Origin of the sequence: Pseudomonas sp. P105 (assembly GCF_032614175.1) — a bacterium.
Classification (GTDB): Bacteria; Pseudomonadota; Gammaproteobacteria; order Pseudomonadales; family Pseudomonadaceae; genus Aquipseudomonas; species Aquipseudomonas rhizophila.
The window spans coordinates 3,779,257-3,805,515 of record NZ_CP126693.1 but is presented as its reverse complement, the minus strand read 5'-3'; the positions used below and the strand labels follow the sequence as shown (position 1 = coordinate 3,805,515).

The following is a 26,259-nucleotide window of genomic DNA, read 5'->3' as shown; positions in this document are numbered from 1 at the left end:
CAGGTAGCGTAATATTCATTTGACGGGAAAAAATATTCATTTGGAGGGTTGTTCATGGTCTCCCCAACAGCCGCTAGGTTAGCGCCTAAAAAGAGTGACAATTCTCGTGAGGCGGGAATTGCCGCTTTCTGGCGTTTCAGTGCTGATCGAGATCTACTCAAGGATTCGGAGAGACTCCGTCAGATCAAGATTGGGTTCCCCGCCCAACTCGCTCAGGCTTTCCGTCTGACCTTTGATCTTCAAGAGCGCAACCTGGAAACATTGCTCAATGCATCAATCTCGACGCTTGAGAGACGTCGGCGTGAGCAAAAAAATCTTGATCCTGTCGCCTCCGAACGATTGGACCGAATTGCCTCGGTCAGCCATTTGGCTGAGGAAGTTTTTGAGAATCAGGAAAGTGCGACCCACTGGATGTCTACGCCCAATAAAGCACTCGGTGGGGTGGCGCCGATCATGCTTTGCGAAACTGAGATAGGTGCCAAACAGGTTCGTCGTGTCCTTCAGGCTCTGGAGTGGGGAGGAGCTGCCTGATGCGGGCATGGCGAATCGCGAAGGCGAAACGTGCAACTGACTTATCGGGTACGGGTGCCGCTATCGAAGGCGGTCGTTGGAATGATCAAGATGTACCAGCCGTCTACATGGGGCTAACTCCGGCGATTTGTTGTCTGGAAACCTTCGTGCATGCGGGAGGTGAGCCCGGCTTTCCGATGAAAATCACCTGTTTTGAACTGCCTGCGGATACGACGCTTTATCTGGAGCCCGACCCAAAGACTTTGCCGGACGGCTGGGAGAGTCTCCCCGCTGACCGTCCGAGCATGGATTTCGGTACCACCTGGCTAAAGGCGAGCACTCACTTGGGATTGATAGTGCCTTCTGCCGTTTTGGCTCTGGAGCGCAACATCGTAATTAATCCCCTTCATCCGGCAGTGAGCATGATCAAGGTGATTGAGGTGTTCGACTTCATGTATGACTCCCGAATGTTCAAGTAAGCCGGTAGCTGCACCGGTCAACTCGTCTGTGAGCACGCAACGTCCTCCTTCGACATCGGCCCTCTGCATGAGCTTGGTCGATGTCTTCTCCCATTCGAATTGCTGCATCCAGTTCACTGATTCCGTGCTTTTGCATGAGGTAAGTCTTCGCCAAACACATCTTGTCACCTTGGAGTCTTAACCAAGATGCATGACCGCTCCTCACGATCGGTACTCAACCTCTCTGCGAGCACATCGATCCACCCTCAGTTTCGGTGCGCAGGGGCCGCTCGCTCCGCTCAAAGCTGGAGCGTGGAAATCATGCAAACCTTACCTCATAAGCCCTCTCTGCAAGGGCCCATCATTGACCATTTCCAAGCTATCCGCTGAACAGGCCGCAAAAATTGCAATCGCCACTGCTCGTTAGCCTCCAGCACTCTTCGGATGGGGCTGCTCGTTCCGGCCTCCGCCTGTCAGATTATTCCTATACAAATTGACCGGAAAACTTGTACAAGATTAACTGTATATTCGTACAGTTTTTTGGAAGTCGTGCGTCATGAGCTTTTCAATTCTCGGTCCTATCGCCGAGGGTGGCTTGAAGCTGCCCTTATGTTCGTTTCGTGTACCTGCCGGATTTCCATCCCCGGCGGCGGATCACATCGAAGCGCATATCTCATTGGATGAGGTTCTGAATATTCGTGCCCCGCATGTGTATCTGGTCTCGATTGCCGGGGAGAGCATGCAGGGCGCAGGTATCTTCGAGGGCGATCTGGCGGTGGTGGACCGTGCCATGGAGCCTGCTCATGGGCACATCGTCGTTGCGCTGCTGAATAACGAACCTGTGTGCAAACGGCTGTGCATTCGTGGAAGGGAGGTAATCCTCCTTTCGGAGAACCCAAAGTTTCCACCGAGGTATGTGCTCGAGGGCGATGAGCTGATCATTTGGGGCGTCATCACCTGCAGTGTGCGCAGTCATGTCTAAAGCCCAGCCGGTATTCGCCCTGATTGACTGCAATAGCTTCTACGCCAGTTGCGAGCGCGTATTCCGTCCGGATCTGGCCCGGGTGCCCATCGTGGTGCTGAGCAACAACGACGGCTGCGTGATTGCTCGCAGCTACGACGCCAAGCCCTACGTGAAGATGGGCGCGCCGTATTTTCAGATCAAAGACACGCTGCATCGGCACGGCATCGTTGCGTTCTCCTCCAACTATGCACTGTACGGCGACATGAGCGAGCGCGTCATGACGCTCATAGAGTCGATGGTACCGGCCGTTGAGATCTATAGCATCGACGAAGCTTTCGTCGATCTAACGGGTATAGAGGGGCGGGATACCCTCGGTCGCAAGATCCGCAGTCATGTGCTGCGCTGCACCGGTATTCCTGTCGGGGTGGGGATTGCGCATACCAAAACCTTGGCGAAGCTAGCTAACCACACAGCCAAGCGTTTGCAGATGGAGACGGGTGGTGTGGTGGATATTTGTGACCCGTTCAAGCGCGACTGGGTGTTGCGCAACACTGAGGTGTGTGAAGTCTGGGGTGTCGGTCGCAAGATGAAACTTCACTTGGAGGCCATGGGCATCAAGACGGCGATGGATCTGGCCAGGGCTGATCCCCGGACCCTGCGCAAGAAATTCAGTGTAGTGATCGAGAAGACAGCTCGGGAGCTTGCAGGCACATCGTGCTTGGAGCTGGATGAGCAGGATCCGCCCAAGCAGGAGATTTGCTGTAGCCGTATGTTCGGTAAACGGCTCACGGAGCTGGCCCCCATCAAGGAGGCGGTGGCCACGTACGTGATGCGAGCTTCGGAAAAGCTCAGGGCACAGAAATCGTTGTGCAAGAAAATTCGGGTCAGCATTCGCACCGGCATGTTCAACCCGGAGGAGGCGAAGTACGCCAACGGCGTGTTGATCGATCTGCCTTATCCGACTGACGATGTGCGGCTGCTGACGAAGGCCGCAGTGGATGCGCTTGATCGAGTGTTCCGGTCGGGGTTCAACTACAGCAAAGCGGAGGTGTTGCTGATGAATCTCTGTCAGCCGGGGGAATACACCGATGATCTATTTGCAGTTTCGCAACCGGCTGATGCCACGAAGCTGATGACGGTGCTGGATGAGATCAATGGGCGGTGGGGTAGGGGAACGCTCCGGTCTGCGAGCGTTCCGGTCAATCCAAGCTGGGGCATGCGGCGGGATATGATGAGCCGCAGTTTTACAACGAAGCTGGATCAATTGTGGGTGGTTGCTTGTAAATAGGGCAGTGGATGCGAAAGTGACAGATCAATCGGCATCCTGTTTTTTGAGTCTTGCTAGACCCTGTTTGATATAGCCAGCATTCTCCTCGATCGTTTGCAAAGCCCCGCGGACGTTGCTTCCAACCTGATTCGAATCTTGCTTTTCGATATGGAGCGTTAGCTCCATTATCGCAGCCTCAAGCGCAACCTGATTTCGGTAGATTCTTTCCAGTACATCCGTCAGCGAATACTCCCCACGCATTTGCTTCCGCTTCCTCTGAAAATTCCAAGTTTAGCCTTCATAAGGTGGATGTTAGCTAGTCTTCTGGCAGAAAATCTAGTCGATTGATGGGCCGCTCACGGCAAAGTGATGATGTGCGTAAGCCGGTTCGTTCTCGCCCGATAGAGCTGACCTCTTGTCGCCCGGTGACCTTGATAACGACCCCGTTCTGACAGAGATCGCATGCTGTATGCGATACTGGCTCTGTAGTGGCACGGGTTCGTGCCTGGATTAGGATCGGTACAAGGACTGAATCTGCATGACATGGACGAAGGCAGCATCTGCTTCTTTGCAGTGCTGGTATAGCGGGAAGGCTCAATGACTCAGGGCGCTTTTCGTAGTTTTCGCTTGGCGAAATGGTTGGGCTCCACCTGTGCGTCGTTGGACATTGCCACTAACGGACTGATAGCGGTTGATTGGACTGGGCAGACGGCGAAGGTTCTGGTTGCCGACATGCCCAAGCCTCCACAACTTCACCACTGGTTTGGTTTTTCTTGTTTAACGCTGACCTTGCCCTCCGGCCAATTAAAGGCCATTGGATGGGGCGTCAGAAGAGCAGATGATATTTGGCGTGCGGCGTTGCGTGAATGGTATGGCAACCGCGTGTTGTCCATTGCTCAGACACTGAATGCCTTCTACAAGAATGTTCAAGCCCGCGGTTACTGCCGTCGTTCTCAATGGACAGTGTTGCACGCACGTCTTGTCCAGCTTTCCAAACAATGGCCAGCACTACCTGCCAGGGGATTGGGTGTTCTATCAGGACTCGAACGCAAGATATTGACCCGGGCCTGGGCGTGGGTTCATGACGGCGAAAGATGTCTACGCCGATGGCGTAAACACTATGTGAAGCTCAGTCTCGCCAAGCATGCTGAATTGTTCGATACGATCGAATCCATGCCCCTGACGCTCAACCAACGCCTAGCCTGCATCGTGGACGAGGACAACAACCTGGTACTGGCCGGGGCGGGTACCGGCAAGACCAGTACGACAATGGGGCGTGTCGCATTCCTGGTCCGCAGTGGACAAGCGCAACCTGAGGATATCTTGTTACTGGCCTACGGCAGTGACGCTGCCGAGGAGATGCGCGAGCGGTTGGAAGCGCGTGTGGGTATCAAGGGCATTAAGGCCTCGACCTTCCACTCCCTTGGCAAAGATATGCTGGGTCAACCGTCCCTTACGCCAATGGCTGAGGATAAGGCTTCCCGTAAGCGATTTATCCAACTGGCCTTCGAGGATTTTCAGTCAGAGCCAGGCTATCGCAAGCGCCTACTGCAGTACTTCGAGAACTACCTGTTTCCGATCAAGAACCCATTCGATTTTGCGTCCCTGGGCGAGTACTTCGCCTACTTGGCAGAGCATGAGGTCCGGACACTCAGAGGTGAGTTGGTCAAAAGTATGGCTGAGTGCCGCATTGCCAACTTCCTGTTCAAGATGGGCGTGGAGTATCAATACGAACCGCGCTACAAGGTGTCTACCCGAACGGCTGAGCGCCGGGACTACCATCCAGACTTTTACCTGCCAACGTTCGATATCTACATCGAACATTTCGGCACGGACCGCCATGGCAATACAGCGCCCTACGTTGACCGCAAAGCCTACCACCAAGACATGGCCTGGAAGCGTGATTTACACAAGAAACACCAGTCTCGTTTGATCGAAACGTTCCACTTCGAACAGCAGGAAGGTCAGTTGCTTCCATTGCTGGAGAAGCGCCTGCTGTCTGCCGGTGTGACCTTCAATCCTCTGCCTGATGAAGCGATGTTGGAAACGCTTCGTGAGTTTGGTGTTGTCACCGAATTTGCCGAGCTGCTTGAGAAGCTGCTGACTGGTTACAAGGCTGCGGATTTAGCCAAGGTCGATCTAGAGGCGCGTATTAACGCCGCACCGTCTCCGGATCAGATGCGGGCGGCGCTTGAGTTGCTGATGCCTATTTATCATCGCTATCAGGATGAACTGAAAGGCAAAGAGCAGATAGATTTTGACGACATGATTGTGAAGGCTGTGCGCCTGGCGGAGCAGGGGGACTTCAAGGCTCCGTGGCGTTTTGTGCTGGTAGACGAGTACCAGGACATCTCTGAGCCGCGGGCACGTTTGGTCAAAGCGCTTCGGCGGTCGCAACCCGATGGATCGTTGTTTTGTGTAGGGGATGATTGGCAATCGATTTATCGATTCGCGGGCAGTGATATTCGTCTGACTTCGCAATTTGAGGCGTTCTTTGGTGCGACCGCTATCAGTGCCCTGGATAAGACCTTTCGCTTTAACGACAGAATCAACGCCGTGGCCAGCCGGTTTGTGATGCGCAATCCGGCGCAGTTGAAGAAGGATATTCATACCCATACGCAAGAAGCGTCACCGGCGGTTTCGCTGTTCAGGACGGAGCTAGGCGATGATGAGGCGTTACCTCATGTCCTGACGCAGATTGCTGCGCGGGCCAAGCCGGGATCGGTCGTCTACATATTGGCTCGGTTCAATTTCCTGCTGCCGGATCCAGCAAATCTCAAGCAGCTCAATAGCAGCTACCCGCATTTGACGATCAAAACCTACAGCATTCATACCTCCAAAGGGCAGGAGGCGGACTACATTGTGGTGCTCGGCAATAAGACGGGTAAGTTTGGAATGCCTCCTCAGAAAACGAGCCATCCTCTGTTGGAGGCGCTTCTGCCGCCACGTGAGGCGTTCGTTCATGCTGAGGAGCGGCGTCTGTTTTATGTGGCCCTGACCAGGGCCAAGCGGCGTGTTTATTTGGTGGTTGGTAAAGGGAAGGCGTCTAGCTTCATCAAGGAACTGCTTGATGATCAGTATGACGTGGAACTCAATGAGTTCGGAGAGTCCGCAGCGGGGGCTGCACCGGGGCCGACTTGCCCTGCGTGTCAGGCAGGGGAATTGATGTTGCGGACGAAGAAGAACGGCACGGGGGCGTTTTTCTTTTGTTCCCTTTCCCCGCGCTGTGGCCATACCGAGACGGCCTGTCCGGATTGTCAGTCTTTGATGCGTAAGGAAGGGCGGTATCTGATCTGTAAAGAGAGCTGTGGCGGTTGGGTTGCGTTGTGTCCGTTGACTGGGGGCAGGATGGTGTCGCGTGGGGCTGGTAAGAAATTCTGGGGGTGTTCAGATTATCGTCGGGATGATGCGGATTCTTGCTCTCATACGGAGACAAGGATTGCGCCGCCAAAGGGGTGTAAGGCCCGGGTGCTGACTTGAAACGCTCAATGGATTGTGTGGCTAGGCGTTGAGTGCGGTCCATGGTGAGGCTGCAAGGTGTCGGTGGCGAGCTATCCACTTGCTCGACAGAGGGTTGTCGGATTCATAGGACCTATGATGCAACGCAGAACCAATCAATGGACTGAAAAATATGAGTGATGAGAATACCCATAGCAGCATCTTTATTTCCTATGCCTGGGGTGGCGGGCTGGAGAAAAAGGAGTGGGTGAGAGAGAGCATTGTCGCTGCCTTGGAGTGGCAGTACGCGGTGTTCTGGGATCGTGACAGCATCGGTTTTGGCGAGTCGATTGACACTGCTATCGGACTGGCGCTGTCCGAGCGTCCGATCCTGGTGCTATGTCTGTGTGATGAGGATTATCTGGAGGCTGCCCAGCGAATCGGTTCGGGTTTACACCGCGAGTTGCAGATACTCCAGCGAATAGCTGATGAGCCAAGTGTAAGGATCGTGCCATTGATGTTTGGGGAAAGATGCGCCGAGCATTTGCCTAAACCATTAGCTGGTCGTCTGTATCTGGATCTGCAGCCGTTGCTTCAGCATGGACTCGACCTAGGAGCGGCGTTGCTGGATGTGGTTGATGGAGTCAGCCAGGCGCAGGTACAAAAAAGGATTGCTGCGGATGTGGCGAGGCATCAATTGCGCAAACGTGTCCTCAGTTATCTGCAAAAGCAGCCCCTGACGCTATGGGGAAACGGGCGCACTCACGAGGTCACGGTATGTTCGGACGATAAGCGACCATACTTACTGCTGGCGCCTCAATGGATGTGGGACAGCAATGAATGGGGCTTCATGCTAAGTGATGACAATCCAACCTTTTGCCCAACGAAAGGACGATGGCATTGGGATCGTTTTAGTCCTTCACGGGGAATGCGAGCGTTAGGTACTGCAGCTTTATCGGTGTTTTTTCCGCATTGGCTCGGCGAGGTTGCACAGAGTGCATTGAATGCTGGTGGGGTTGTGTTGGCAGAAAAATTTTTCACGCAGGTGGATGTCATGGAAGCCTTTACTTTCAACGTGGATGACTTGGTCACCTCCCTGATCGTCGATTACAAAGGGTATGGGGTATTGGAGCAGTTGTTAGAGGCGGTAGATACTGGGCCTGTCAACCAAGTCCTTTCATAGTCAGGATGGAGCGGAGCATAGGGCCCTGCGACAGGCGGCTTGCGGCCAATAGTGGACTCTCCGCTCGGCCAGAACTTTGGACGCGCTCCTCATCTGGCAACTTGGATTGGCAGTCCTCGAATGCTTCGTTAACCCCCTAATGCCGCCACATTCATCTTGTCTGGGTCGCCGGCATCCGCAGGCGTTTTAAACCTTGCGGCGTCTCGGGCAGGCGGCAACCCGAACAAGCGTGCGTACTCTCGGCTAAATTGCGAGGCACTTTCGTAGCCGACTGTGAATGCGATGGCGGCGGCGTTGTGCGTTTCGAATAACAAGAGCCATCGCGCTCTGAGTAAGCGCAGACGTTTTTGGTATTGGATCGGTGTCATCGCGGTAATGGCTTTGAAATGTCGATAGAACGCCGCGACGCTCATGTCGGTCATGGCCGCCAAAGGCTCCACTCGAAAAGGCTCGGTGTAGTGCTCGCGTATCCATTGGGTGGCTCGGCGGACCTGTGAAAGTCGGCTATCCGGGCGAGCTATCTCGCGCAACATCTCCCCAAAGGGCCCTTGAAGCGCACGAAACAAAATCTCGCGTTCGACCATCGGGGCAAGCACCGGCGCCTCATCGGGATGGTCAATCAGACGCAGCATGCGCAACCAGGCATCAAGCATTTCAGTGGGCGCCGCAACAGGCGCGAAGCAACAGGGGTGAGGCTGACTTTCCGTTTTTGGTCTGTCCGCCAGCAGCGACGCGATGATGCTGGGGTCCAGGGTCAAGCTGATGGCGAGATAGGGCTCGTCCGGCCCGCCTGGGTAAATCTCCCCGGTCGCCGGTACATCAATAGGCACCACAAAATACGTGGCCGCCCCGTAACTCATCACCTGGTCGCCAATGGACAAGGTTTTCGAGCCTTGCAGTACGAGGTGCAACATCGGCTGGTAAACCTGGCTGGCACAGGCTTCGGCGTGGACCATCGCCACGCGTGGCAATCCGGTTTCCGTCCACTGGCTTTCAGCGCGCATCACAATGCTGCGCAATTCACTTATAGCGTCGTTCATGTGAGAGACGATGGCGTAGACCGACGAGTAAAGCAATGCAGGTGAGAAGAATAGGCAAGGGTGCGAGAAGAACCGGCAACGGCTTTACGCGGCGCCGACCCAATACTGATGGCAAGCAGCGTTAGGCCTTCGAGACTGATGGGAGGCCAATAACGGACGCTGCGTCACTTGCCACTTTAGAAAGGTCTCCTATGAAACTTGAAGGAAAAATCGCGGTAGTAACGGGCGCTTCCAAAGGCATCGGTGCTGGGATTGCCAAAGCACTGGGCGCAGCCGGCGCCACCGTCATCGTCAATTATTCATCCAGCAAAGACGACGCGGATTCGGTGGTTGCACATATCCAAGCACAAGGCGCGAATGCCGTTGCCATACAAGCGGACATGAGCAACGGCGCTGACGTGAAGCGACTGTTCGCAACCGTGGCTGCTGACTACGGGACGCTGGATATTCTGGTGAACAATGCCGGCGTCGCGATGTTTCAAATGATTGAAGACCTCACCGAAGAGGCCTTCCACAAGCAGTTCAACCTCAATGTGCTCGGCTATCTGCTGGCGGCGCGGGAGGCTGTGAAACTGCTGGGCACCTCCGGCAGCATCATCAATATCAGTTCGATCCTCAGCACCGACCCGTACCTCGCGTCCAGTGTTTACTCAGCCACCAAAGGCGCAGTCGATACGCTGACTTTAGCCCTGGCCAGAGAGCTTGGGCCACGGGGTATTCGGGTTAACTCCATCCTTCCAGGCCATACCAACACGCCGGCCACAGACGGCAATTTCGCCGGTGAATTTGGCGAGCAACTTATCGCAGGTACGCCGTTGCGACGCTTCGGCGAGCCTGAAGACATCGCGCCGCTCGCCGTGTTCTTAGCGTCCGAAGATGCCCACTGGGTGACAGGTGAATCCATCCGGGCATCCGGTGGTGTGCGCGGCGTAGGCTACTAACGTCTGCCGAACAACCTTCAGGCGTTCAGCAACGTACGCCTGTATGCCTTCAGGTTTCGACAATGACGGACAGTTTAAAAGCAGTATCTCCTTTGACGTTATCAACTACTCCAAACACCCAAACCGCACCGGCCTCCTGGAGTGCAGTTGTCGCTATTGGCGTGGGGGCCTTCATGCTGGTGACCGCAGAATTTTTACCCGTGGGGCTATTGCCGCAAATTGCCCAGGACCTTGCGATCAGTGAGGGGCAGGCCGGCCTTATGGTTACCGCCCCCGGCATGGTGGCCGCATGCGCGGCGTTGTTAACCATTAGCGTGGGCAAGCATATTCAGCGCCAGCACGCGTTGTTGGCCTTGCTCAGTCTGTTGGTCATTTCCAATGCGCTGGTCGCCTGCGCCAATAGCCTGGCTGTTCTTGTTGCGGCTCGGATGCTTCTTGGTGTCGCGGTGGGTGGATTCTGGACCATCGGGGTTTCTCTGGGGCCCAGGCTGAGGCCCGACGCCATTGGCCGGGCAACGTCCGTCATTTTTTCCGGGGTGACAGTGGGCACCGTAGCCGGCGTACCAGCAGGGACATTACTTGGCGAGTTACTGGGGTAGCGATTAACGTTTGCTGCATTCGCGGCGCTGGTTGTGCTGGTGGTGGTGGCGTTAGTGGTGCTGCTGCCGCGCATTCCACCTGAAAAATCCCTGGGCTTCAACCAAGTACCCGTGGTGATGAGGATGAACACCGTGCAGGCAGGGCTGGTGGCGGTTGTGCTCATCTTTATAGGGCAGTTCGCCGCCTACACCTATATCGCACCGTTTCTAAAGCAAATTAGCGGCATCGACTCCGGCTCCCTGAGCGCTTTGTTACTTGCCTATGGTGTAGCGGGGGTCTTTGGCAACCTTTTCTGCGGTTGGTTTGTCGAGCGCAATGTACGCAGAGCGGTGCTGGCCACATCGATGTTCTTGGGTGGTGCAATGTTGTCTCTGGCCGTTTGGGGCACGAGTTCCGGGTAGGCGGCAACAGCGGTCGTCGCCTGGGGCGTTGGTTTTGGCATGCTGCCCATCGCCATCCAGAGCTGGATATTCAAGGCCGCGCCAGATCGACTTGAGGTTGTGGCAGCGCTATTCGTTGCTACCGGTCAGTTGGCGATGGGGGTCGGCGCACTGATCGGCGGTGTGGTGGTTGATCACTTCGGCGTTCAGATGGCCATCGGGGTGGGAGTGGCGGGTACGTTGGGCGCCACATTGTGGATTGTCGCGCGCTTCCCCCGGTAGCCCTCAGGGCAACACATGTGGGTGGGCAGCGAAATGGTCCACCAGCCAATCGACAAATGCGCGCACGCGAACGCTCAGGTGTCGGTTGGGCATGTACACGACCGACAGCGGGGTGGGCTCGGTCTGCCACTCCTGCAACACCGGCACAAAGGTGCCTGCGTCGATATGCGGCTGCGCCATAAACCGTAACGTATGAATCACCCCTAATCCGGCAAGGCCTGCGGCGAGGTAAGCGTTGCTGTCGTTGACTGCCACTACATAACGGCCTTGCACGGCGACGTACTCATCGCCATTGGTGAACTCAAGGCTGTTCTGCCTTCCCGAGCCTGGGAAAAAGTAGCGCACCAGCGCATGCCCGTTTTCCAGTTCACTCGGGTGGCTGGGCACACCGTGAGCGGCCAGGTAAGCGGGCGTTGCGCAGGTTACAAATGGCAGGCTGCCCAGGCGTCGCGCAATCAGCGAGGAGTCTTGAAGAATGCCCCCTCGAATCACACAGTCGATGTTTTCGCTGGCCAGGTCTGCTGTGCGGTCACTCGCTCCGATATCAATTTGCACCTGCGGGTAGCGGGCGTGAAAATCCGGCAGTGCCGGTATCACCAATAGCGTTGCGATGGTGGTGCCCATATCAACCCTAACTTTGCCTTTCGGAGCCGACTGGGTAACCGCAATTTCCGCTTCAACCTCCAGCCATCGGTCAAGCACTCGGCTCATTTGCTCGTAATAGAGGCTCCCCTCGTTGGTCAGCGTGACCCGCCGCGTGGTGCGGTTGAGCAGCTTTACCCGCAGGTGTGCTTCCAGCGCTTGCACCAGCTTGGTAACGGCATTTGGGTGCAGCTCCATTTGCGTTGCCGCTTTGACGAAGCTGCCGGTTTCAACAATGCGGTTGAACGCTTGTACGGCAAGAAAGTAATCCACGCGAACACCGTTTGAGGGATCTGAAGAAGTACGTTTATCACCAAAGCAGTGATAGCACATACCGGCTTAGTCAGTTTATCCCATCTGGGGGGGTGGTTAGTGTGGCCGCACGGTTCGTCATTCGCGACCGGCCCCTCACTACACAGGAAGAAAATCATGAGCAAATCCCTGGCAGGTAAAGTTGCATTGGTTACCGGTGGCTCACGTGGCATTGGTGCCGCTATCGCCAAACGTCTGGCCGCCGAAGGTGCTGATGTGGCGTTCAGCTACGCCACATCAGCGGAGCATGCCCGTACGGTGGTCCACCACATCGAATCACTGGGTATGCAGGCGTTGGCCCTGGTTGCCGATCAGGCGGACGCCAATGCCGTCGCTGCGATGGTCAACCAGGTACACGCGCATTTTGGTCGTCTGGATATTCTGGTGAACAGCGCCGGGGTGTTTGTCACCGGCGTAATCGGCGATCCGCAGGCCGATATTGCCGAGCTGGAGCGCCAGCAGGCCGTCAATGTTGGTGGTGTTGTCGCGGCTGTTCGTGCGGCGGTGCCGCTGTTGGCTGACGGTGGACGAATTGTTTCCATCGGCACCATGTTTGCCAGTCGTGCGCCTTTCCCAGGTATCGCCGATTACGCCGCGAGCAAGGCGGCGGTTGCTGCCTATAGCCGTGGTTGGGCGCGCGATTTAGGCGGGCGTCATATCACCGTCAATACCGTGCAGCCGGGCCCGATTAATACCCAGATGAACCCCGAAACCAGCGACGTGGCTTCCATGGTTAAGCAGATGACGGCATTGGGTCGCTACGGCCAGCCGGACGAAGTGGCGGGTGCCGTGGCGTTCTTGGTGGGGCCTGATGCTGGGTATATCACCGGCGCCACCTTGAATGTAGATGGTGGCCAAAACAGCTAAACGGCTTAAGCCCGTGTGTCCGCCAAAATTCGCGCGGCATCCCGCGCCGGTGGCAAGCCAAAAACACGGGCGTAGTCGCGGCTGAACTGGGTGGGGCTTTCATAGCCCACTTCAAAGGCCGCCGTGGTGACGCTCTTGGCGCTGGCCACCAACAGCGTGCGGGCCTGGAGCAGCCGAACACGCTTCTGATACTGCAACGGGCTCAAGTTGGTCACCGCTTTGAAATGGCGGTGGAAGGCCGACACACTCATCGCTGCTTTCTCAGCCAAGTCATCGACACGAATGGGCTCGGCGAAGTCGCGACGAATCCATTGAATGGCCAGACTTACACGGGCCATGGCGGTGTCTGGCGCTGCGATTTCACGCAGCATCCAGCCCTGCGGGCCCTGCAAGACACGGTAGAGAATTTCCCGCTCATACACCGGCGCCAGTGCGGTGATGTCTTGCGGACGTTCCATCAGTCGCAACATACGCACCCACGCATCCATCAGTTCGGGCGTAACAGCTGCTACGGAAAAGCCGTTTTCCTGTCCAACCCGCTCGGCTGGTTTGGGCAGATCCGCCAGCAGCGTGGCGAGAATCGTGGGATCCAGCGTCAGGCTGACAGCCAGATAAGGCTCGCCCGTGGCGGCGGGGTGAACCTTGCCAACAGCCGGCAACTCGATGGACATAACAAAATAGGTCGCCGGGTCGTAACGCAACGTGCGGTCGCCAACGGTCATCGACTTACTGCCCTGCAAAATCAGGTTGATCATTGGGTCATACACAGCGGCCAACAAATGTTCAGGCACCTCGCCCTGCACCATGGCTACACGGGGAATACCGGTTTCCGTGCGCCGATTTTCGGCGTTGGCGGCCAGTGCCCTGAGTTCGTTCAGTTGATTATCCATAGTGATCATCTGACGCCAGAGCTGTGGGCAACGCAAGCAAAAAGCAGAAACAGGCAGGTTTCGAGCAGGAATGGCTGCGTGGTCGCTCAGGGTGATCGCTACTGTGGCAACTCATCTAATCGATACCGGAGCACACCATGAGCGTCATTCTGATCACCGGCGGCAGCCGTGGCATCGGCGCCAGTACCGCCACCCTCTGCGCCAAGCGAGGCATGGGCGTAGTTCTGACCTATAACAACAACCCGACAGCAGCACAGGCAGTGGTCGAGCAGATTCAGGCAGACGGGGGCAAAGCCGTCGCGCTGAAGTTGGATGTAGCCAACGTCGGCAGCTTTGGCGCCTTTGCTGAATCGGTTCGGCAGGTCTTGCAGCAAGTATGGGATGTGGCGCACCTCGACGGTGTCGTCAATAACGCCGGCTACGGGCTGTTCAATCCAATCGTGACGGTCAGTGAAGCGCAATTCGATGGGCTCTTTAACGTTCACCTCAAAGGCCCGTTTTTTCTGACCCAGACACTGCTGCCGTTGCTGGCCGATGGCGCCAGCATCGTCAACGTCACCAGCGCCACGACCCGTGTGGCCACGGCGGGCGTTGCCCCGTACGCCGCACTCAAAGGCGGCCTGGAAGTGCTGACCCGTTACATGGCCAAGGAGTTTGGTGAACGCCGCATTCGCGCCAACGCCGTCTCGCCAGGGGCCATTCGTACAGAGCTGGGTGGCGGCCTGAGCGATGAGTTCGAAGCGTTGCTCGCCGGGCAAACCGCGTTGGGCCGGGTAGGCGAGCCAGAAGATGTGGGCCTTGTGATCGCCACGTTGTTGTCGGCAGAGAGTGCCTGGATCAACGCCCAAACCATTGAGGTTGCTGGCGGTTACATGGTTTAGAACCCTCCACACACCACCTTTAAGCGAGGAAAACACCATGCTCGACTATGTCTTTATTTCTGTCGCAGACCTAGAACGCTCCATCGCGTTTTACAGCGCTGCACTGCCGCCGTTGGGCATCACCAGCCGTCTTGACTACGACGGTAAGGATGGCCCTCCCGGCCATCCCGATCTCAAAGGTTTTGGGGCAAACGGGCGAGTATTTTTCTGGTTGCGCGAAGGCGTTGTCGAAGGCCGCGCGGCGCACATCGGCTTTGTCGCCAATAGCCGCGATGAGGTAGATGCCGCTTACGCCGCCGCTATCCAGGCCGGCGCCACAGACATCGGCCCACCAGGTGCCCGTCTGCACTACGACCCCGAGTACTAAAAGTTGCTAGGAGCCTTGCTAGCCGCGTGGTGTCGTTGCGCTGGACTTCGAATGCTACTCGCGCGCCACACGGGTGTCGTAATCGAGTCGCGCGACCAGTACCGGTTTCATGTTGTCCTCTGCCCAGCGACACATTTGTCCGGTAATCGCGGTAATGCTCACTCCGAGTGGCGTCAGCGAGTATTCAACGCTAGGCGGCGAGCTTGGATACACCACGCGCAGAACGAGGCCATCGCGTTCCAGTGAGCGCAGAGTTTGGGTCAGCATCTTTTGCGTCACATCGCCTACTTGTCGACGCAGCTCGCCGAAACGAATCGGTCCTGACGACAGCGACTCAACCACCAGCATGGTCCATTTATCCGCCAGCATCTTAATCACGCTACGCGACGGACAAGTGACGTCGTAAACGTCTCCTGCCCGCAGCTTAGCGATTTTGGAACGAGGAATATGATTGAAGGTAGTATCCATTAGGTACCTATAGCACATAAAGGTGCCTAATTTACAAAATAAATCACATCGCCGAGTATGTCGACACCGGCTGCTTAGGGCCTTTATTTGAGAAAGTGAACACATGAAAAGCTTAATCCAGCGACGTGTTGGCGGCCCTGAGGTTCTGGAGTTGACCGACGCGCCCAAACCCGTGCGCAATTTTACCGAAGTGCTTCTGCGGGTTCATGCCGCCTCCATTAATCCAGTCGATTTGCTCGTGCGCGCAGGCTACTTCCCGCTATTAGGCGCTGCGCCGTTTACACCGGGCTGGGACGTGTCCGGTGTGGTCGAGGAAGTTGAGATTGGCTCGACGCGCTTCAAAATCGGCGACGAAGTGTTTGGTATGCCACTGTTTCCCCGTGCCGCCAACGCCTATGCCGAATACGTCGCTGTACCCTCGCGCCAATTGTGGTTGAAGCCGGCACGACTGAGTCATGCGCAGGCCGCAGCCTTGCCAATGGTTGGGCTGACGGCGTTACAAGCTCTGAGCGAAATTGCGCAAGTGCAGCCAGGTCAGCGCGTGCTGATCCATGGTGGCGGTGGAGGTGTCGGTCACGTCGCGGTACAGATTGCTAAAGCGCTTGGGGCATACGTCATTGCAACGGCCAGTTCGGGTAAGCGCGACTTCGTATTGAGCCTTGGAGCCGATGAGATCGTCGATTACAGAACCACCGATTTCACCGAAGTGCTCAGCAACATCGATGTGGTGTTCGATACCGTTGCTAATGGCTATGCCGAGCGCTCGTTGTCTGTGCTCAAGCCGAACGGCATCGTGGTGACGTCAATGGGTCTCAGTCATGCTCACATGCCAGCGCTGGCGGCTGCTTCTGGATTTCGCTTCTCCAGCGTTGCTGTCGAGCCGGATGGCGCGGGTCTGCAACAGCTGGCGGCGTGGGTGGAGTCGGGCCAGTTGATGCCACATGTCAGCCACGAACTGCCACTCAGTGAAGGCGCACAGGCACATGCGCTCGTGGAGCAGGGAAGTACCTTAGGTAAGGTCGTGCTGAGAATCACACCATGAACGCGCCATCCACACCGTCGCTAACTCCGTCGTGGTTAAACCAGTTGGCAGCGGATGCGATCATGATTTCGTCAGTACTCGAACGTACGGTCGTAGGGAGAGAAGCGATCGTCAAAGTCATACAGGCCGCGGGCGGGCTGTATGAAGCACACGCGGTTGTGTTCAGTGCCAGCTTCGGGGACCGGGAACTGTTCGAATATGATGCTCTAGCGTTCGGAGGCGTTGCCGTACACGGTGTAGTGACACTTACCAGAAGTACGGTGGGCGAAATCATTGCTGTTGGTGTTCACCATGGCCCCTTGAGCGCGGTGAACAAACTGTCTTCGGCTCTGAAAGATATCTTGGCTACGGAACTAGGCGCGAGCTATTTCCTGTCCTGAGCATCTGTTGTTCTGACTAGGTCCCTTAGACATTTTAAATGGCAGCTATTGGCCGGTTTCTGCCTGTCCTAACGCATCGCGGTACCAGACCGGTTCTAAAAAAAATGGTAAGCGAAAAGTATCGCGACGAGGCGCTGGTTCCAGATGGAACCTGGTATGACTCGAACTGGGTTCCATAGCTTTCTTGCACACAGAGGCCTCAGCAAAGGCTCGCGGATGGTGCGTAACCTGATGAGGAATCTGTATTTTTCAGACTTGTTTCGAAAAGATGAGGGTGTAGTACAGCTAAAGGATGACCTCTATGCTAGGACGTCATTTTTCTAGGAGAGACACCGATGCAAGGAATGCAGAAAGCAAAACTGGTTTCACTTTTCATAATTCCGATGTTGGGTGCTTGCACCACTCCCCGGTCAACAGACGTTTCCGAGACATCCAAGCAGCTCACGCTGACTCAGTCAGTGACTGTCGATAACTGCTCAGTAGGCTGCCCATCCGGTGGTAGTGAGGTCACGCTCAACCGTCAGGCTTACACGCTGAATAACAACGGCTCCACCAAATTCGCTAACTGGGTTGCTTACAAAATCACAAAGGAAACCCCAGCCAGCGGGCGTCCGAGAAACTGGAAGACTGACCCTGACGTTCCGGCCGGCGAAACGCTCAACCCGGTCGATTACAATGGAGCCAGTGTCGCCTTGAAGATAGACCGAGGCCACCAGGCAAACCTTGCTTCCATGGGAGGCATTACTGATTGGCAAACGCTCAACTATCTCACCAACATCACCCCGCAAAAATCTGACTTGAACCAGGGCGCATGGGCACGTTTGGAGGACCAGGAGCGCAAACTGAGCAAGACACCTGACGTCGATGTCGTTTATGTGGCTACAGGTCCTCTCTACGAACAGAATATTGGCTCGTTACCAGGTACAAACAAAGTCCATACGATCCCCAGTGGGTACTGGAAGGTGATATTCACTGGTAGCAGTCCCGCAGGGGGCCTGTACGCTGCTTTCATCATGGGGCAAAGCACTCCACGCTCAGCGAGCTTCTGTGACTTCCAAGTGACAGTAGATGAGATAGAAGAACGTTCGGGGCTGACCTTCTGGACCAGTTTGCCCTACGACGTTCAAGCACATCTGAAAGCTAAGCGCGGACAACTGGCGCCCAAAATTGGATGTGCTTCAGAGGCTGTCGTCGCCAACTGACCCAGGCATAAAAAAACCACCTGTCGTGAGGCAGGTGGTTTTGAGTCGGATCTGGAAATTACAGATCGATTAGTGGATGAACTTCATTGCAGTGATCAAGATGCCGATGGTCGCCGACAGCATTACACCCATGCGAATTGTTAGCTTCACATCGAGGTGTGCGATCTCTGAACGGACCTGAGAGATTTCTGTGCGCACTTGAGCGATATCACTCTTGGTCGCTAGAAAAGTTTGCATATCCGACTCCAATGCTTCGATAACTGCATGGGCTTTCAGCTCTGGGACGTTGATGGCGATCAACGCTTGGTATAGAGCCAGTTCCATTTTCATAAGGCCTCCAAAAAATATAAAGGCCTACCCCACGACGGGGGAGGCCCGTCGTGGGTGAGAAAAATTATGCTTCCATCGACTTAGTCGACTGACCGCGCTACCGGAAGCTATGCGGTCATTGGATGGATCCTGCGGTGAACCGCAGCGCCGTCTAGAAGATCCTGGCGGCTGGCATGTAGCTGAGCACGTCAGCAAGACACGCGTATAAATTGCTTTCCTGGCTGCTTGCTGTCAACCCAGAAACCGGTTACCGAGTATTTCCTATAGTGGGCCGCCGAGGCTTTTCCGGCTCTGCTTCCACGACCTTGAGGTATGGGTTATTCAGGGCCAAGTCGTTCATAAGACCCCCGTGAGATTTGAGCAGGTAACCGTGTAGAAGTCGGGTTCTGCGAGCACCACTGACTTCACAAGTCCAGATGTTCAGCCCATTAGGCTGTTTGCGGTGCAGCTTCATTTCCTCGAACCGTTTCTGAATCCATTCCCAATCGTACTGCTTTTCCTTCTTAGCGATACGTGCCAGGTGAGGGTGCTCCTGGCCGTAACGCTGAAAGATCCCTGGAGTAACCAGATAAAGGGTGTCATTGACGGTATGCACCAGCGCTTTGGAGTCATTAATAATTATGCGGTGAGATCGTACCCCCTGGGTGACCCACTCCATGAAGTGCGCGCCAGAATGTTCAGTTACCGTGGGGGATACTTGTGTCTCCACATTGGGCGGTTCAGCCTCATCGATGAAACCAGGCTCATCCAGATAGGCAGGAGGAGGACCGAATAGGTCCATTAGCAAATCGACTGAGTCGGGCGGTGATGGTGGAGATGGAGGTGTGGGTGTTAACGAGTAATCTGGGTGGTTTTTTGTTCTAGCAACTGGCGGCGCAGCTAGGGCTGTTTCGGCTTTTTCCATGGAGGTGCCTGATGGGTCGGCAACATCAACGATGATCGTGCCGCTGAATGCTGCTGGTCGTGCTCCTGTCTCCCAGATCAAGGCGGGAGACAGTTTCAGGAAGGTAAAGCTGTGGGACCAGCCGTTCTCGCTGGTGACGGTGGCTTTCCAGATGGCTTTGCCATCAGCGCTAGGCTGAGCGATTCCATGGTCCTGCAGTACATTGAAGACGGCTGTGTTTTTTTCCGGAATGCCGTCGATACCTTGGGAGAGCAGGTGAGCGCGCAATTTATCCGAAACTGTCTTGCTGACCAGCCATAGGGCGTCATGTGTGAGCCAACCGTCAGAAGCTTGAGGTTGGTTGATTTTGAGTTCTTCGCTGAGCAGATAGCGTAAGCCCTCCAACAGTTTTCTCTGTAGCGCGTGTTTGGGGGCCGTCAGGGCTTTGCTCGGATCACCTCCTAGCGCTTGGGCTACTGAAGCTTGGTCAGCTTGCATGACGAGTGAGCCAAGCTCTCCTGCGTGCTCGTACTGGCCCGCCAGGTTGTAGAGAAGTGATGCCCAGAGCTCAGGGAATGTGCAGAGCCAATCCAGAATGTCCCGATTCAGCAACTGGCAGATGAGCATGCCAGCAGCTGCACCGTGTAGGCGGTATTGCCGATCCTTTCGATAGCGCAGGCGGTAAGGGCGGTCGAGTGGTCCGTGCCAGGGATGCCAGACCGTGTTGTCGGCGTATTCGACGTGAAGATCAACTCCGATTTTTCCGAGATCATGAGCGAGAGCTCCATAGGCAATACCGGCGCTCCAGGCCTCAGCTTGAGCGATCTGAATTTCGGGTTGAGCGCCTGATGGGAGCAGATGGGACTGGCGAAGCTTCAGGGCGTAAGCGACGACTTCAAGGCCGTGGTCCAGCATCCCACCAGGGTATGCGTGGTGGTGGCTCTCAGACGCGGGGAGAAGCTGTACCAACTCGGCATAGCGTGTGATCGGGTCCAGATACAGCTTATTGAATTGGGCGCGGGAGAGGGCTGTTCGTTGCCAGATATGGTCTAGCAGCTTTTGTCGACGTGGTACTGCGAGCAGCGCTTGAGCTGACTGAGGAACGGTCAGTCCTTGTGAGGAAATCTGCTCAGGCGCAGCGCGCTGAAGTTGAGTTGACTGTTGCTTGCGACGAAACAGCGAGAGCATGATTTTTCCTGTCCGCTTGGTCGATTTGAGAGCCTTTTCTGTTTTTGGAGTAGGGCCTTTCCCCTTGTGCTCCATTCCCTTGGCCCATTCCCTTTTTTGCCTTTACCCTTTTGAGGCTGCGCATTTTTATGAGATGTCGCCAGGGTGAATCGGTTAACGCTCACCCCTTTTAGGGAAAGGTTTACGGACAAGGAGGATGCACGATGACGGGGACGGGCGGGACGACTAGAGCGATGCAGTTTGGTCAATGGCTTGGACGCCGATGGCTAGGATTTCTTCGATTTGAAGAGAGGGTTTTAATGTGGCTGCAACGCACGGGAGTACCCATGCCGATCTCGAAGATACTGTGTTGGATACTCAAGGTCGTAATCATCGTTGCTCTGCTGTACGTTGCTTTCTGGATCACCCTATTTGTCATATTCATAACCGCAGGAGCCTGCAGTGTTATCTATTCCAATTCGAGTATTGATATGACTGATAAACACCCGCAATGGCGGGATGGGCTATCTGGTTTCGGGCTATATGATGAAAGAGGCATCCGAATCGATCCATATGATCCGGATGAAATGCCATAGGCTTACATGATCATTCTTCTAGCGATGTCAGTACCTCTGGCCCCTGCTGCTTGAGCATCTGAACCACCTTGGCTCAAGCCTTGAACTACTCCTCCTGCTCGCATTCCGACCCAAGACAATGCGGAAATCCACAATGTGGGGAGGATTAAAAACATAGTTGCCATGACGTAGTTCAGCAGCATGTCTCCGAAGGAGTTGTTGATGCCCATAAGCACGTTGAGATTGCTTTGGGGAGAGTTCCAACCGTATAGGGCGTTGAGGATCGTACTGTCGATCCAGCGAGCGAGTTGAAACCAGAAGTCTACGAAAAAGAGGGCGAACTGCACGCAGCTGATAGTCACTAGAGTCTTGAGTTCATAGGTGCCGATGACAAGGATCAACGGGATGCAGATGATAAGTGCCATCTTCAAGAAAGAGAGCAGCATGGGAAGGGCTTGGCGCACTACGTCCATCCCTGGGAAGAAGGCTACCGAGCCGACAGTTAGGCCTAGGTCTGAAGCTCCGCGAGCCAGGATGTTCGACGCAGACATGTCAATTTTTCCCCCGTAACTGGCGTAGACCTGGCCTTGGTTCAATGCTTGTTGACGAGGGGATACAACGGAGCGGATCACTGCGTCGTCGGACTCGGTTTTGCTCAGAAAGCGTGCCCAGTTGCTCAGGCGAGTTAGCAGGCTGGGATCAATCTGTTGCACAAGTCTTGCGCGCAGTCCAACTCGTGCATCTGACCACCATTGTTGGCATGTAGGGTAACCGCCACCACCGGGAACCTGAGCAAGTCCGGCATCCCGTGTTGTGTTGAAAGGCCATTGGCTGCGAGGTGTTTTCGAGTGATAACGATCGTAGTAACCACTGGCTTTGACCAACTGGTTTGATCCAATCCAGTTGATATCGTCCATCTGCTCTTCGCTGAGGTTGGGACGAGTCATGAACATCCGCGCACGTGCAGGGCCGTAGCAGTCCTGGCTGAAGTCAGCCACTTCCTGAGCCAGTATCGGGTCTTCGATCCTGGTTGCATCAATGTCCATACGCATCTGCCGCAGATCCGTTCCACACGGGATTGCCGCAATGGACCCTCCGGTGACGGCCTTAGACAGTGAGTGCATGAAGAACCACCACACGGGCACCTTCGCGCTTTGGTTGTTGAGGGTGGTGAATGTACTGGACCAGCGGGTCTCTTGCGGCGATGCAACGCTCACCTGACATTGTGCAGAGCGAGTGCTGTCGAATTCGATGGTGTTCAGGTCCACCTGGAAGAACGGAATGCCCGCAAACATAATTACAACGATGGCCATCCACACTCGGTTCTCGATGCGTAACGAGGACAGCACGCCCTTGTTACCCTCATCGGCGCCTTCGCTTCTTGCCCTGAGCCATTCCTGGAGGATGATCGCCAGGAAGGGTAAGGCGAACACGCCACTGGCCACCAGCAGCTCCCAGATGCCGTTGTTAACGATCCACCCGACCAGAGTCAGGTAGTACTCCAGGTAGTCGTTGGTGTAGAGCGTCATGGAAGAGGCCGTGCTTGGATATCTGCGTCGAACGCCGACAGTTCAAGAAGTGTTAATACGCCAATAGCGGCAACCTCGGCACACAGGAGGCGTTGATGTTGATGAGGAGTGAGCCCTCGGCTTGCTAGGCGTCTGCGCATTCGGTACCAAGCGACTGCGGTTGCGCTGTAGAGGGCAATTCGCCAGAGCAGCAGGGCTGTCTTGTTTGTGTCTAACCATGTGTTCCAGTCCCTGGGGGCTTTGGAGGCCTCAAGACTCAGCAATCCTGCGATGGTGATCACCAGACCTAGAATGACGCTCCACAGAATTAAGTGAGCAATCAAGAGTCTGGTTTTTGATGGACGCATCATCGTGGGTGCCCCTCCGGAACTGCCTGCTGGATCAGGTCCAGACGATTGCGTATGGGGTCTCCCTGGTAGACCCCCCGGGAACCGGCGGCGCGACTGTTTTGGCGCTGGATCAACATCATGGGTGAATTGCCCGCGAGCGTTCGGCGAAGCTCAAGTTCGGTTTTGAGGCTGTTGATTTCCTGAGTCAGGGCTTCGCTTTCGTCGGCAATGGCTTGCTGAGCCAGTTGATTGGCAGCGACGTTCGGCTCCTTGCGTCCGGTCATTAGGGTGCGTTGCAGCAGAAGAGCTTTTTCCAGGACGCTGGAAAGCGCCACTTCGGAAGCCAGTCGTCTCGCCAGTAAATCTTGGTCAGGTTCGTCGCGCAGTGCTTCGATTACGCCGCGAGTGATGGGCAGCGATTGGCTGCTGGCTTCCATCAGATTTTCAGCTGAGGTGGGCTTGCTGCCCTTAAGCAGCGCTTCAAGGACTTGAAGTTTGGCGTCGTACTCTTCTTGAATTAGTGGGGTAAGACCCACGCCAGGTTTGGTTTGAGTTTTGGTGCAGTGATCGCACGTTTGGTGTTCCCGCTCTCCTAGAACTCTGGTTGCCCAAGCTTCAGCCTCTTGTGGTGACGACCAGGTCTGACAGCTCAGACGGTTGCCGCAGCTGTTTTTGGGAATGGGGGAGCGGTTACCAACTTCACGGCCATTGAGGAGGTTAAACCCTGCGCGAGTAACATCGGAAACCACCTTGATGGAGGGCTGTCTTTTGCCTCCTGCCGCGTTGCCACCGACCCACGGAACACCGTTATTACCTCGGTGTTGTTCCGCCTGTTCGACCGCTGCTACAGCATCATGGTTTTTGACTGTGTTGCTGAGCGCCATACCTTCAGCCAGTTCGCCCCAGCCGAGCTGGCCACCTGCAACATCGGCCATGCGTTCGGCCACCGCCCGGCAGGTAGATTTGGATCGGTCGAAGTCGAGTCGGGCTTGCAAGATGCCGTTGGTGAGCAGGTTGTACAGACCCGGGTCGGCACGCTGGATGATCAGTGCAGGAAGCGACGCAACGGCGCTGGTAGCGTTCTGGATGATGTTGCTCATGATCGATCGGAAGCCGCCTGTGGCACCGTTAAGTTGGTTTCGCAGGGTCGTGTCCAGGCTCATGTCGCCACAAATCAGGTTGGTATCCCAACCTGCGCCAACCGAAATGCTGTCCATGGAAGCAGAGCCGCCCATGGACACAGCTCGCCCACCACCGATGCTGTAGAGCACATCGTCACCGATAGAGCCGCTGTGATTGATGCCGTCCTTGTTCAATTCGGTTTGGGCTGCATGTGTGGTGGTAGCTGAGAGGAGCAGGGCACTGATCAGGATTCGAGATATTGTAGAAAGAGGCGGTATTGAAACGCGCTGGTAGGCAGCTTTCATTCGTTATCTCCCGCAAAGTCTGTACTCCCGAGGAAGATTTGCCCCTTGCGTTCGCAGCAGCTATACGGCCGCCAGAGCGCCCAGGCGTAGTCGCCTCGTGGGGATTGAACATGGGGGAGATTGTTGGGAAATACGGCGCAGGTTTTAGATTGGTCAGGCGTGAGCTCTTGCCATTTCCCGGTGCTGGCAACGTTTTCTTGGAGAGGTCCCGCGGGCCAATACCCATCCTGTGGGTTGGCCAGTAACGGCTGGTAAACATGTATCTGGCCGCGACGGGTGACGATATCGCCGGCTCTTTGGGCTACAACAGCGGCGCTTTTATAATCGTCGACGCCATGAAGAAATCCACCGCGGGGATAGATCGCTCCCCATAGGTTTGCACTGGTGCGACTGCCAATCTCTCGCGCGCCGGGTGTGAGAGCTTCGGGGAAAATCATTTCAGGCACGTTGTAGCGCCACGCCAGGCTGTCCAGAGTACTCAGAAAGTAGGGCATCAGGATCTTGCCTGCACCAGAGCATGTGTAGCCTGATTGACCGGCGAATTGGCTGAATGTCGCGCCGCCGGGGTGACCGATAACATCGGCATTCTTGAATTTGGCCAGGTCATTTTCATGACTGATACCCGTGCTGCCGTCGCCTCCACCTTTTGCAGAGAAGTTGGTCGAACTCATGGATCGTACTTCCGACCAGGGATTTTCTCCGGTGTTGCTGTAGCTAGAAACCACCGCGTCAGGCACGTAGTGATGAACCTTGGGGGAGGTTTTTACTTTGCACCCGAAGTTGGTGCAGTAAAGCCAGTAGCAGATACCAACGACGCGATAGGCGAGGCAATCAGCAGATACGCTGGAGGTGGTAATTGTCGCGGTGTTGAGGGCTGACGCGGATAGGGGAAGGCCTATTGCGGTAGCGGCGATAAAGCGAAATGGTCTGGAGTGACGACGGGGCATGTTTTTTTCTACGCAGGATGGAGGTGCGCAGTGAATCAGGGGTAGGGCACCCCGTCCTGTCAGAAACGGGTTCAGCTCTGTGCCCTATTGATCGGCATTTTTCTTACACAGAAAAAAAGCGCCTGGGAAGGCGCTTCGGAACAAGGGGGCTGATAGCTTTGGATTGTCAGATCAAACCGGCTTCAGCGAAAGAGTAGGGCTCACCTTCTCCGATAATGAAGTGGTCCAAAAGACGGACATTCAGCTTCGGCAATAGATCGTTCAGTACCTTGGTGATCTCCTTGTCGCCTTGGCTCGGATTTTTATCACCTGAGGGATGGTTATGGGCGACGATGATCGCCACACACTGATGCTCTAGCGCACGTTGCAGAATCCGTCTCGGATACACGCTCACAGAATCGATGGTGCCGTAGAACAGCGGCTCGTAGGCCACTACACGATGACGAGCGTCTAGGAACAGTGCTGAAAATACCTCTTGGGTTTCTCCAGCAAGCTGGAGTCGTAAATACTGGCGAACATCCTGTGGTCTTTCGAGGTAAGGGCCACGTTTGAACATACGCTGCTCCAGAATCGAGATGGCCTTCTTGATCAGATGGTCCTCTTGATATTTGGGGCTGTCCTCATTAACTGAAGATATGGTCGCTGGGAAAATCATTGTCATGGGAGTCTCCGCTGACGAAAACGAGGCTCCCGCCCTAGGGGAGGAAGCCCCAAGGGATTGGTGATGTGTGTAGGCTCGATCAAAACCGAAGAACAGTGGCATCCACCATCGAGTGAGCGATGGCTATTCGCTGAACGGATGCGAAGCGAATGTGATTTCGGTCTACGCAGTCAGGCTGCGCCGTAGCCTTTCGGACCGAGGCTACATGGGCGCGTTGCTGGTTGGGTTCGCAGATAACCAGCGATTCACCATATCAGTGTCCAACATATGGACGATGTCGGTTGGATTAAAACCGCA

General features: G+C 55.5%; 27 protein-coding genes and 1 pseudogene. 17 read left to right on the top strand and 11 right to left on the bottom strand.

What is annotated here, in order from left to right:
• Nucleotides 1-54: 54 nt before the first annotated feature.
• From QOM08_RS17020 to umuC, 4 genes are all read left to right on the top strand, one after another.
• Nucleotides 55-531, top strand: coding sequence for an antitoxin Xre/MbcA/ParS toxin-binding domain-containing protein (locus QOM08_RS17020; protein ID WP_316911892.1), 477 nt, complete (start codon nucleotides 55-57; stop codon nucleotides 529-531).
• Nucleotides 531-989, top strand: a complete 459-nt coding sequence (locus QOM08_RS17015; protein ID WP_316911891.1) for an RES family NAD+ phosphorylase — start codon at nucleotides 531-533, stop codon at nucleotides 987-989. Before QOM08_RS17020 ends, QOM08_RS17015 begins: the two co-directional genes overlap by 1 nt.
• Nucleotides 990-1,524: 535 nt before the next feature.
• Nucleotides 1,525-1,950, top strand: coding sequence for a S24 family peptidase (locus QOM08_RS17010; RefSeq protein WP_316911890.1), 426 nt, complete (start codon nucleotides 1,525-1,527; stop codon nucleotides 1,948-1,950).
• Complete coding sequence (gene umuC / locus QOM08_RS17005; RefSeq protein ID WP_316911889.1) at nucleotides 1,943-3,220, top strand: translesion error-prone DNA polymerase V subunit UmuC; 1,278 nt, start codon at nucleotides 1,943-1,945, stop codon at nucleotides 3,218-3,220. Before QOM08_RS17010 ends, umuC begins: the two co-directional genes overlap by 8 nt.
• Before the next feature lie 24 nt (nucleotides 3,221-3,244).
• On the opposite strand, the gene QOM08_RS17000 is transcribed toward umuC, so the two are convergent.
• Nucleotides 3,245-3,460, bottom strand: coding sequence for a hypothetical protein (locus QOM08_RS17000; RefSeq protein ID WP_316911888.1), 216 nt, complete (start codon nucleotides 3,458-3,460; stop codon nucleotides 3,245-3,247).
• Nucleotides 3,461-3,796: 336 nt separating this feature from the next.
• Between QOM08_RS17000 and QOM08_RS16995 the strand changes: the two genes are divergently transcribed.
• Nucleotides 3,797-6,679 carry a UvrD-helicase domain-containing protein gene (locus QOM08_RS16995; RefSeq protein ID WP_316911887.1) on the top strand — a complete coding sequence of 961 codons (2,883 nt, stop codon included), beginning with the start codon at nucleotides 3,797-3,799 and terminating at the stop codon, nucleotides 6,677-6,679.
• Between the two features lie 151 nt (nucleotides 6,680-6,830).
• Nucleotides 6,831-7,820, top strand: a complete 990-nt coding sequence (locus QOM08_RS16990) for a toll/interleukin-1 receptor domain-containing protein (protein WP_316911886.1) — start codon at nucleotides 6,831-6,833, stop codon at nucleotides 7,818-7,820.
• 128 nt (nucleotides 7,821-7,948) lie between these two features.
• On the opposite strand, the gene QOM08_RS16985 is transcribed toward QOM08_RS16990, so the two are convergent.
• Nucleotides 7,949-8,860 carry an AraC family transcriptional regulator gene (locus QOM08_RS16985; protein WP_316911885.1) on the bottom strand — a complete coding sequence of 304 codons (912 nt, stop codon included), beginning with the start codon at nucleotides 8,858-8,860 and terminating at the stop codon, nucleotides 7,949-7,951.
• A 191-nt stretch (nucleotides 8,861-9,051) separates the two neighbouring features.
• Between QOM08_RS16985 and QOM08_RS16980 the strand changes: the two genes are divergently transcribed.
• The 4 genes from QOM08_RS16980 to QOM08_RS16965 all read left to right on the top strand — a co-directional run bounded on the left by QOM08_RS16980 (nucleotide 9,052) and on the right by QOM08_RS16965 (nucleotide 11,063).
• Complete coding sequence (locus QOM08_RS16980) at nucleotides 9,052-9,801, top strand: glucose 1-dehydrogenase (protein ID WP_316911884.1); 750 nt, start codon at nucleotides 9,052-9,054, stop codon at nucleotides 9,799-9,801.
• 62 nt (nucleotides 9,802-9,863) lie between these two features.
• Nucleotides 9,864-10,400 carry an MFS transporter gene (locus tag QOM08_RS16975; RefSeq protein ID WP_316911883.1) on the top strand — a complete coding sequence of 179 codons (537 nt, stop codon included), beginning with the start codon at nucleotides 9,864-9,866 and terminating at the stop codon, nucleotides 10,398-10,400.
• Between the two features lie 33 nt (nucleotides 10,401-10,433).
• Entirely contained in the window at nucleotides 10,434-10,802 is a 369-nt protein-coding gene (locus QOM08_RS16970) for a hypothetical protein (RefSeq protein WP_316911882.1), read from the top strand.
• Between the two features lie 39 nt (nucleotides 10,803-10,841).
• A complete protein-coding gene (locus QOM08_RS16965; RefSeq protein ID WP_316911881.1) occupies nucleotides 10,842-11,063 on the top strand; it encodes a hypothetical protein in 222 nt (73 codons plus the stop codon).
• A 3-nt stretch (nucleotides 11,064-11,066) separates the two neighbouring features.
• Here the strand turns inward: QOM08_RS16965 and QOM08_RS16960 are convergent, their stop codons facing one another.
• Entirely contained in the window at nucleotides 11,067-11,978 is a 912-nt protein-coding gene (locus QOM08_RS16960) for a LysR family transcriptional regulator (RefSeq protein ID WP_316911880.1), read from the bottom strand.
• A 156-nt stretch (nucleotides 11,979-12,134) separates the two neighbouring features.
• Between QOM08_RS16960 and QOM08_RS16955 the strand changes: the two genes are divergently transcribed.
• Nucleotides 12,135-12,884 carry an SDR family oxidoreductase gene (locus QOM08_RS16955; protein ID WP_316911879.1) on the top strand — a complete coding sequence of 250 codons (750 nt, stop codon included), beginning with the start codon at nucleotides 12,135-12,137 and terminating at the stop codon, nucleotides 12,882-12,884.
• A gap of 5 nt (nucleotides 12,885-12,889) precedes the next feature.
• On the opposite strand, the gene QOM08_RS16950 is transcribed toward QOM08_RS16955, so the two are convergent.
• Entirely contained in the window at nucleotides 12,890-13,774 is an 885-nt protein-coding gene (locus QOM08_RS16950; RefSeq protein ID WP_316911878.1) for an AraC family transcriptional regulator, read from the bottom strand.
• Nucleotides 13,775-13,911: 137 nt separating this feature from the next.
• Between QOM08_RS16950 and QOM08_RS16945 the strand changes: the two genes are divergently transcribed.
• Together QOM08_RS16945 and QOM08_RS16940 are read left to right on the top strand one after the other, a co-directional pair.
• Nucleotides 13,912-14,655 (top strand): SDR family NAD(P)-dependent oxidoreductase, encoded by a 744-nt coding sequence (locus QOM08_RS16945; protein ID WP_316911877.1) that lies wholly within the window; start codon nucleotides 13,912-13,914, stop codon nucleotides 14,653-14,655.
• A gap of 37 nt (nucleotides 14,656-14,692) precedes the next feature.
• Nucleotides 14,693-15,019 (top strand): annotated as a pseudogene (locus QOM08_RS16940) (VOC family protein); the annotation flags it as partial.
• 57 nt (nucleotides 15,020-15,076) lie between these two features.
• On the opposite strand, the gene QOM08_RS16935 reads toward QOM08_RS16940, so the two are convergent.
• The gene (locus QOM08_RS16935) at nucleotides 15,077-15,490 is read right to left on the bottom strand and encodes a helix-turn-helix domain-containing protein (protein ID WP_316911876.1); all 414 of its coding nucleotides are present in this window, start codon (nucleotides 15,488-15,490) and stop codon (nucleotides 15,077-15,079) included.
• Nucleotides 15,491-15,593: 103 nt separating this feature from the next.
• Here QOM08_RS16935 and QOM08_RS16930 point away from each other — a divergent pair, with 103 nt between their 5' ends.
• The 3 genes from QOM08_RS16930 to QOM08_RS16920 all read left to right on the top strand — a co-directional run bounded on the left by QOM08_RS16930 (nucleotide 15,594) and on the right by QOM08_RS16920 (nucleotide 18,114).
• Complete coding sequence (locus QOM08_RS16930) at nucleotides 15,594-16,532, top strand: NADP-dependent oxidoreductase (protein ID WP_316911875.1); 939 nt, start codon at nucleotides 15,594-15,596, stop codon at nucleotides 16,530-16,532.
• Nucleotides 16,529-16,912 (top strand): hypothetical protein, encoded by a 384-nt coding sequence (locus QOM08_RS16925; protein ID WP_316911874.1) that lies wholly within the window; start codon nucleotides 16,529-16,531, stop codon nucleotides 16,910-16,912. Before QOM08_RS16930 ends, QOM08_RS16925 begins: the two co-directional genes overlap by 4 nt.
• Nucleotides 16,913-17,247: 335 nt before the next feature.
• Nucleotides 17,248-18,114, top strand: coding sequence for a DNA/RNA non-specific endonuclease (locus QOM08_RS16920; RefSeq protein ID WP_316911873.1), 867 nt, complete (start codon nucleotides 17,248-17,250; stop codon nucleotides 18,112-18,114).
• Between the two features lie 69 nt (nucleotides 18,115-18,183).
• On the opposite strand, the gene QOM08_RS16915 is transcribed toward QOM08_RS16920, so the two are convergent.
• A complete protein-coding gene (locus QOM08_RS16915; RefSeq protein ID WP_316911872.1) occupies nucleotides 18,184-18,444 on the bottom strand; it encodes a hypothetical protein in 261 nt (86 codons plus the stop codon).
• Between the two features lie 247 nt (nucleotides 18,445-18,691).
• Nucleotides 18,692-20,515, bottom strand: a complete 1,824-nt coding sequence (gene mobH / locus QOM08_RS16910) for a MobH family relaxase (RefSeq protein WP_316911871.1) — start codon at nucleotides 20,513-20,515, stop codon at nucleotides 18,692-18,694.
• A 203-nt stretch (nucleotides 20,516-20,718) separates the two neighbouring features.
• On the opposite strand from mobH, the gene QOM08_RS29150 reads away from it, so the two are divergent.
• Nucleotides 20,719-21,090, top strand: coding sequence for a DUF3742 family protein (locus tag QOM08_RS29150; RefSeq protein WP_410479081.1), 372 nt, complete (start codon nucleotides 20,719-20,721; stop codon nucleotides 21,088-21,090).
• 2 nt (nucleotides 21,091-21,092) lie between these two features.
• Here QOM08_RS29150 and QOM08_RS16905 read toward each other — a convergent pair whose 3' ends face one another.
• From QOM08_RS16905 to radC, 4 genes are all read right to left on the bottom strand, one after another.
• Nucleotides 21,093-22,598: a conjugal transfer protein TraG N-terminal domain-containing protein gene (locus QOM08_RS16905; protein ID WP_316911870.1), complete on the bottom strand. Its 1,506-nt coding sequence runs from the start codon at nucleotides 22,596-22,598 to the stop codon at nucleotides 21,093-21,095.
• Nucleotides 22,599-22,944: 346 nt separating this feature from the next.
• Complete coding sequence (locus QOM08_RS16900; protein ID WP_316911869.1) at nucleotides 22,945-24,354, bottom strand: integrating conjugative element protein; 1,410 nt, start codon at nucleotides 24,352-24,354, stop codon at nucleotides 22,945-22,947.
• Complete coding sequence (locus tag QOM08_RS16895) at nucleotides 24,351-25,301, bottom strand: TIGR03756 family integrating conjugative element protein (RefSeq protein WP_316911868.1); 951 nt, start codon at nucleotides 25,299-25,301, stop codon at nucleotides 24,351-24,353. The genes QOM08_RS16900 and QOM08_RS16895 overlap by 4 nt, the downstream gene beginning before the upstream one ends.
• 166 nt (nucleotides 25,302-25,467) lie before the next feature.
• The gene (radC, locus tag QOM08_RS16890) at nucleotides 25,468-25,962 is read right to left on the bottom strand and encodes a RadC family protein (RefSeq protein ID WP_316911867.1); all 495 of its coding nucleotides are present in this window, start codon (nucleotides 25,960-25,962) and stop codon (nucleotides 25,468-25,470) included.
• Nucleotides 25,963-26,259 lie beyond the last annotated feature (297 nt).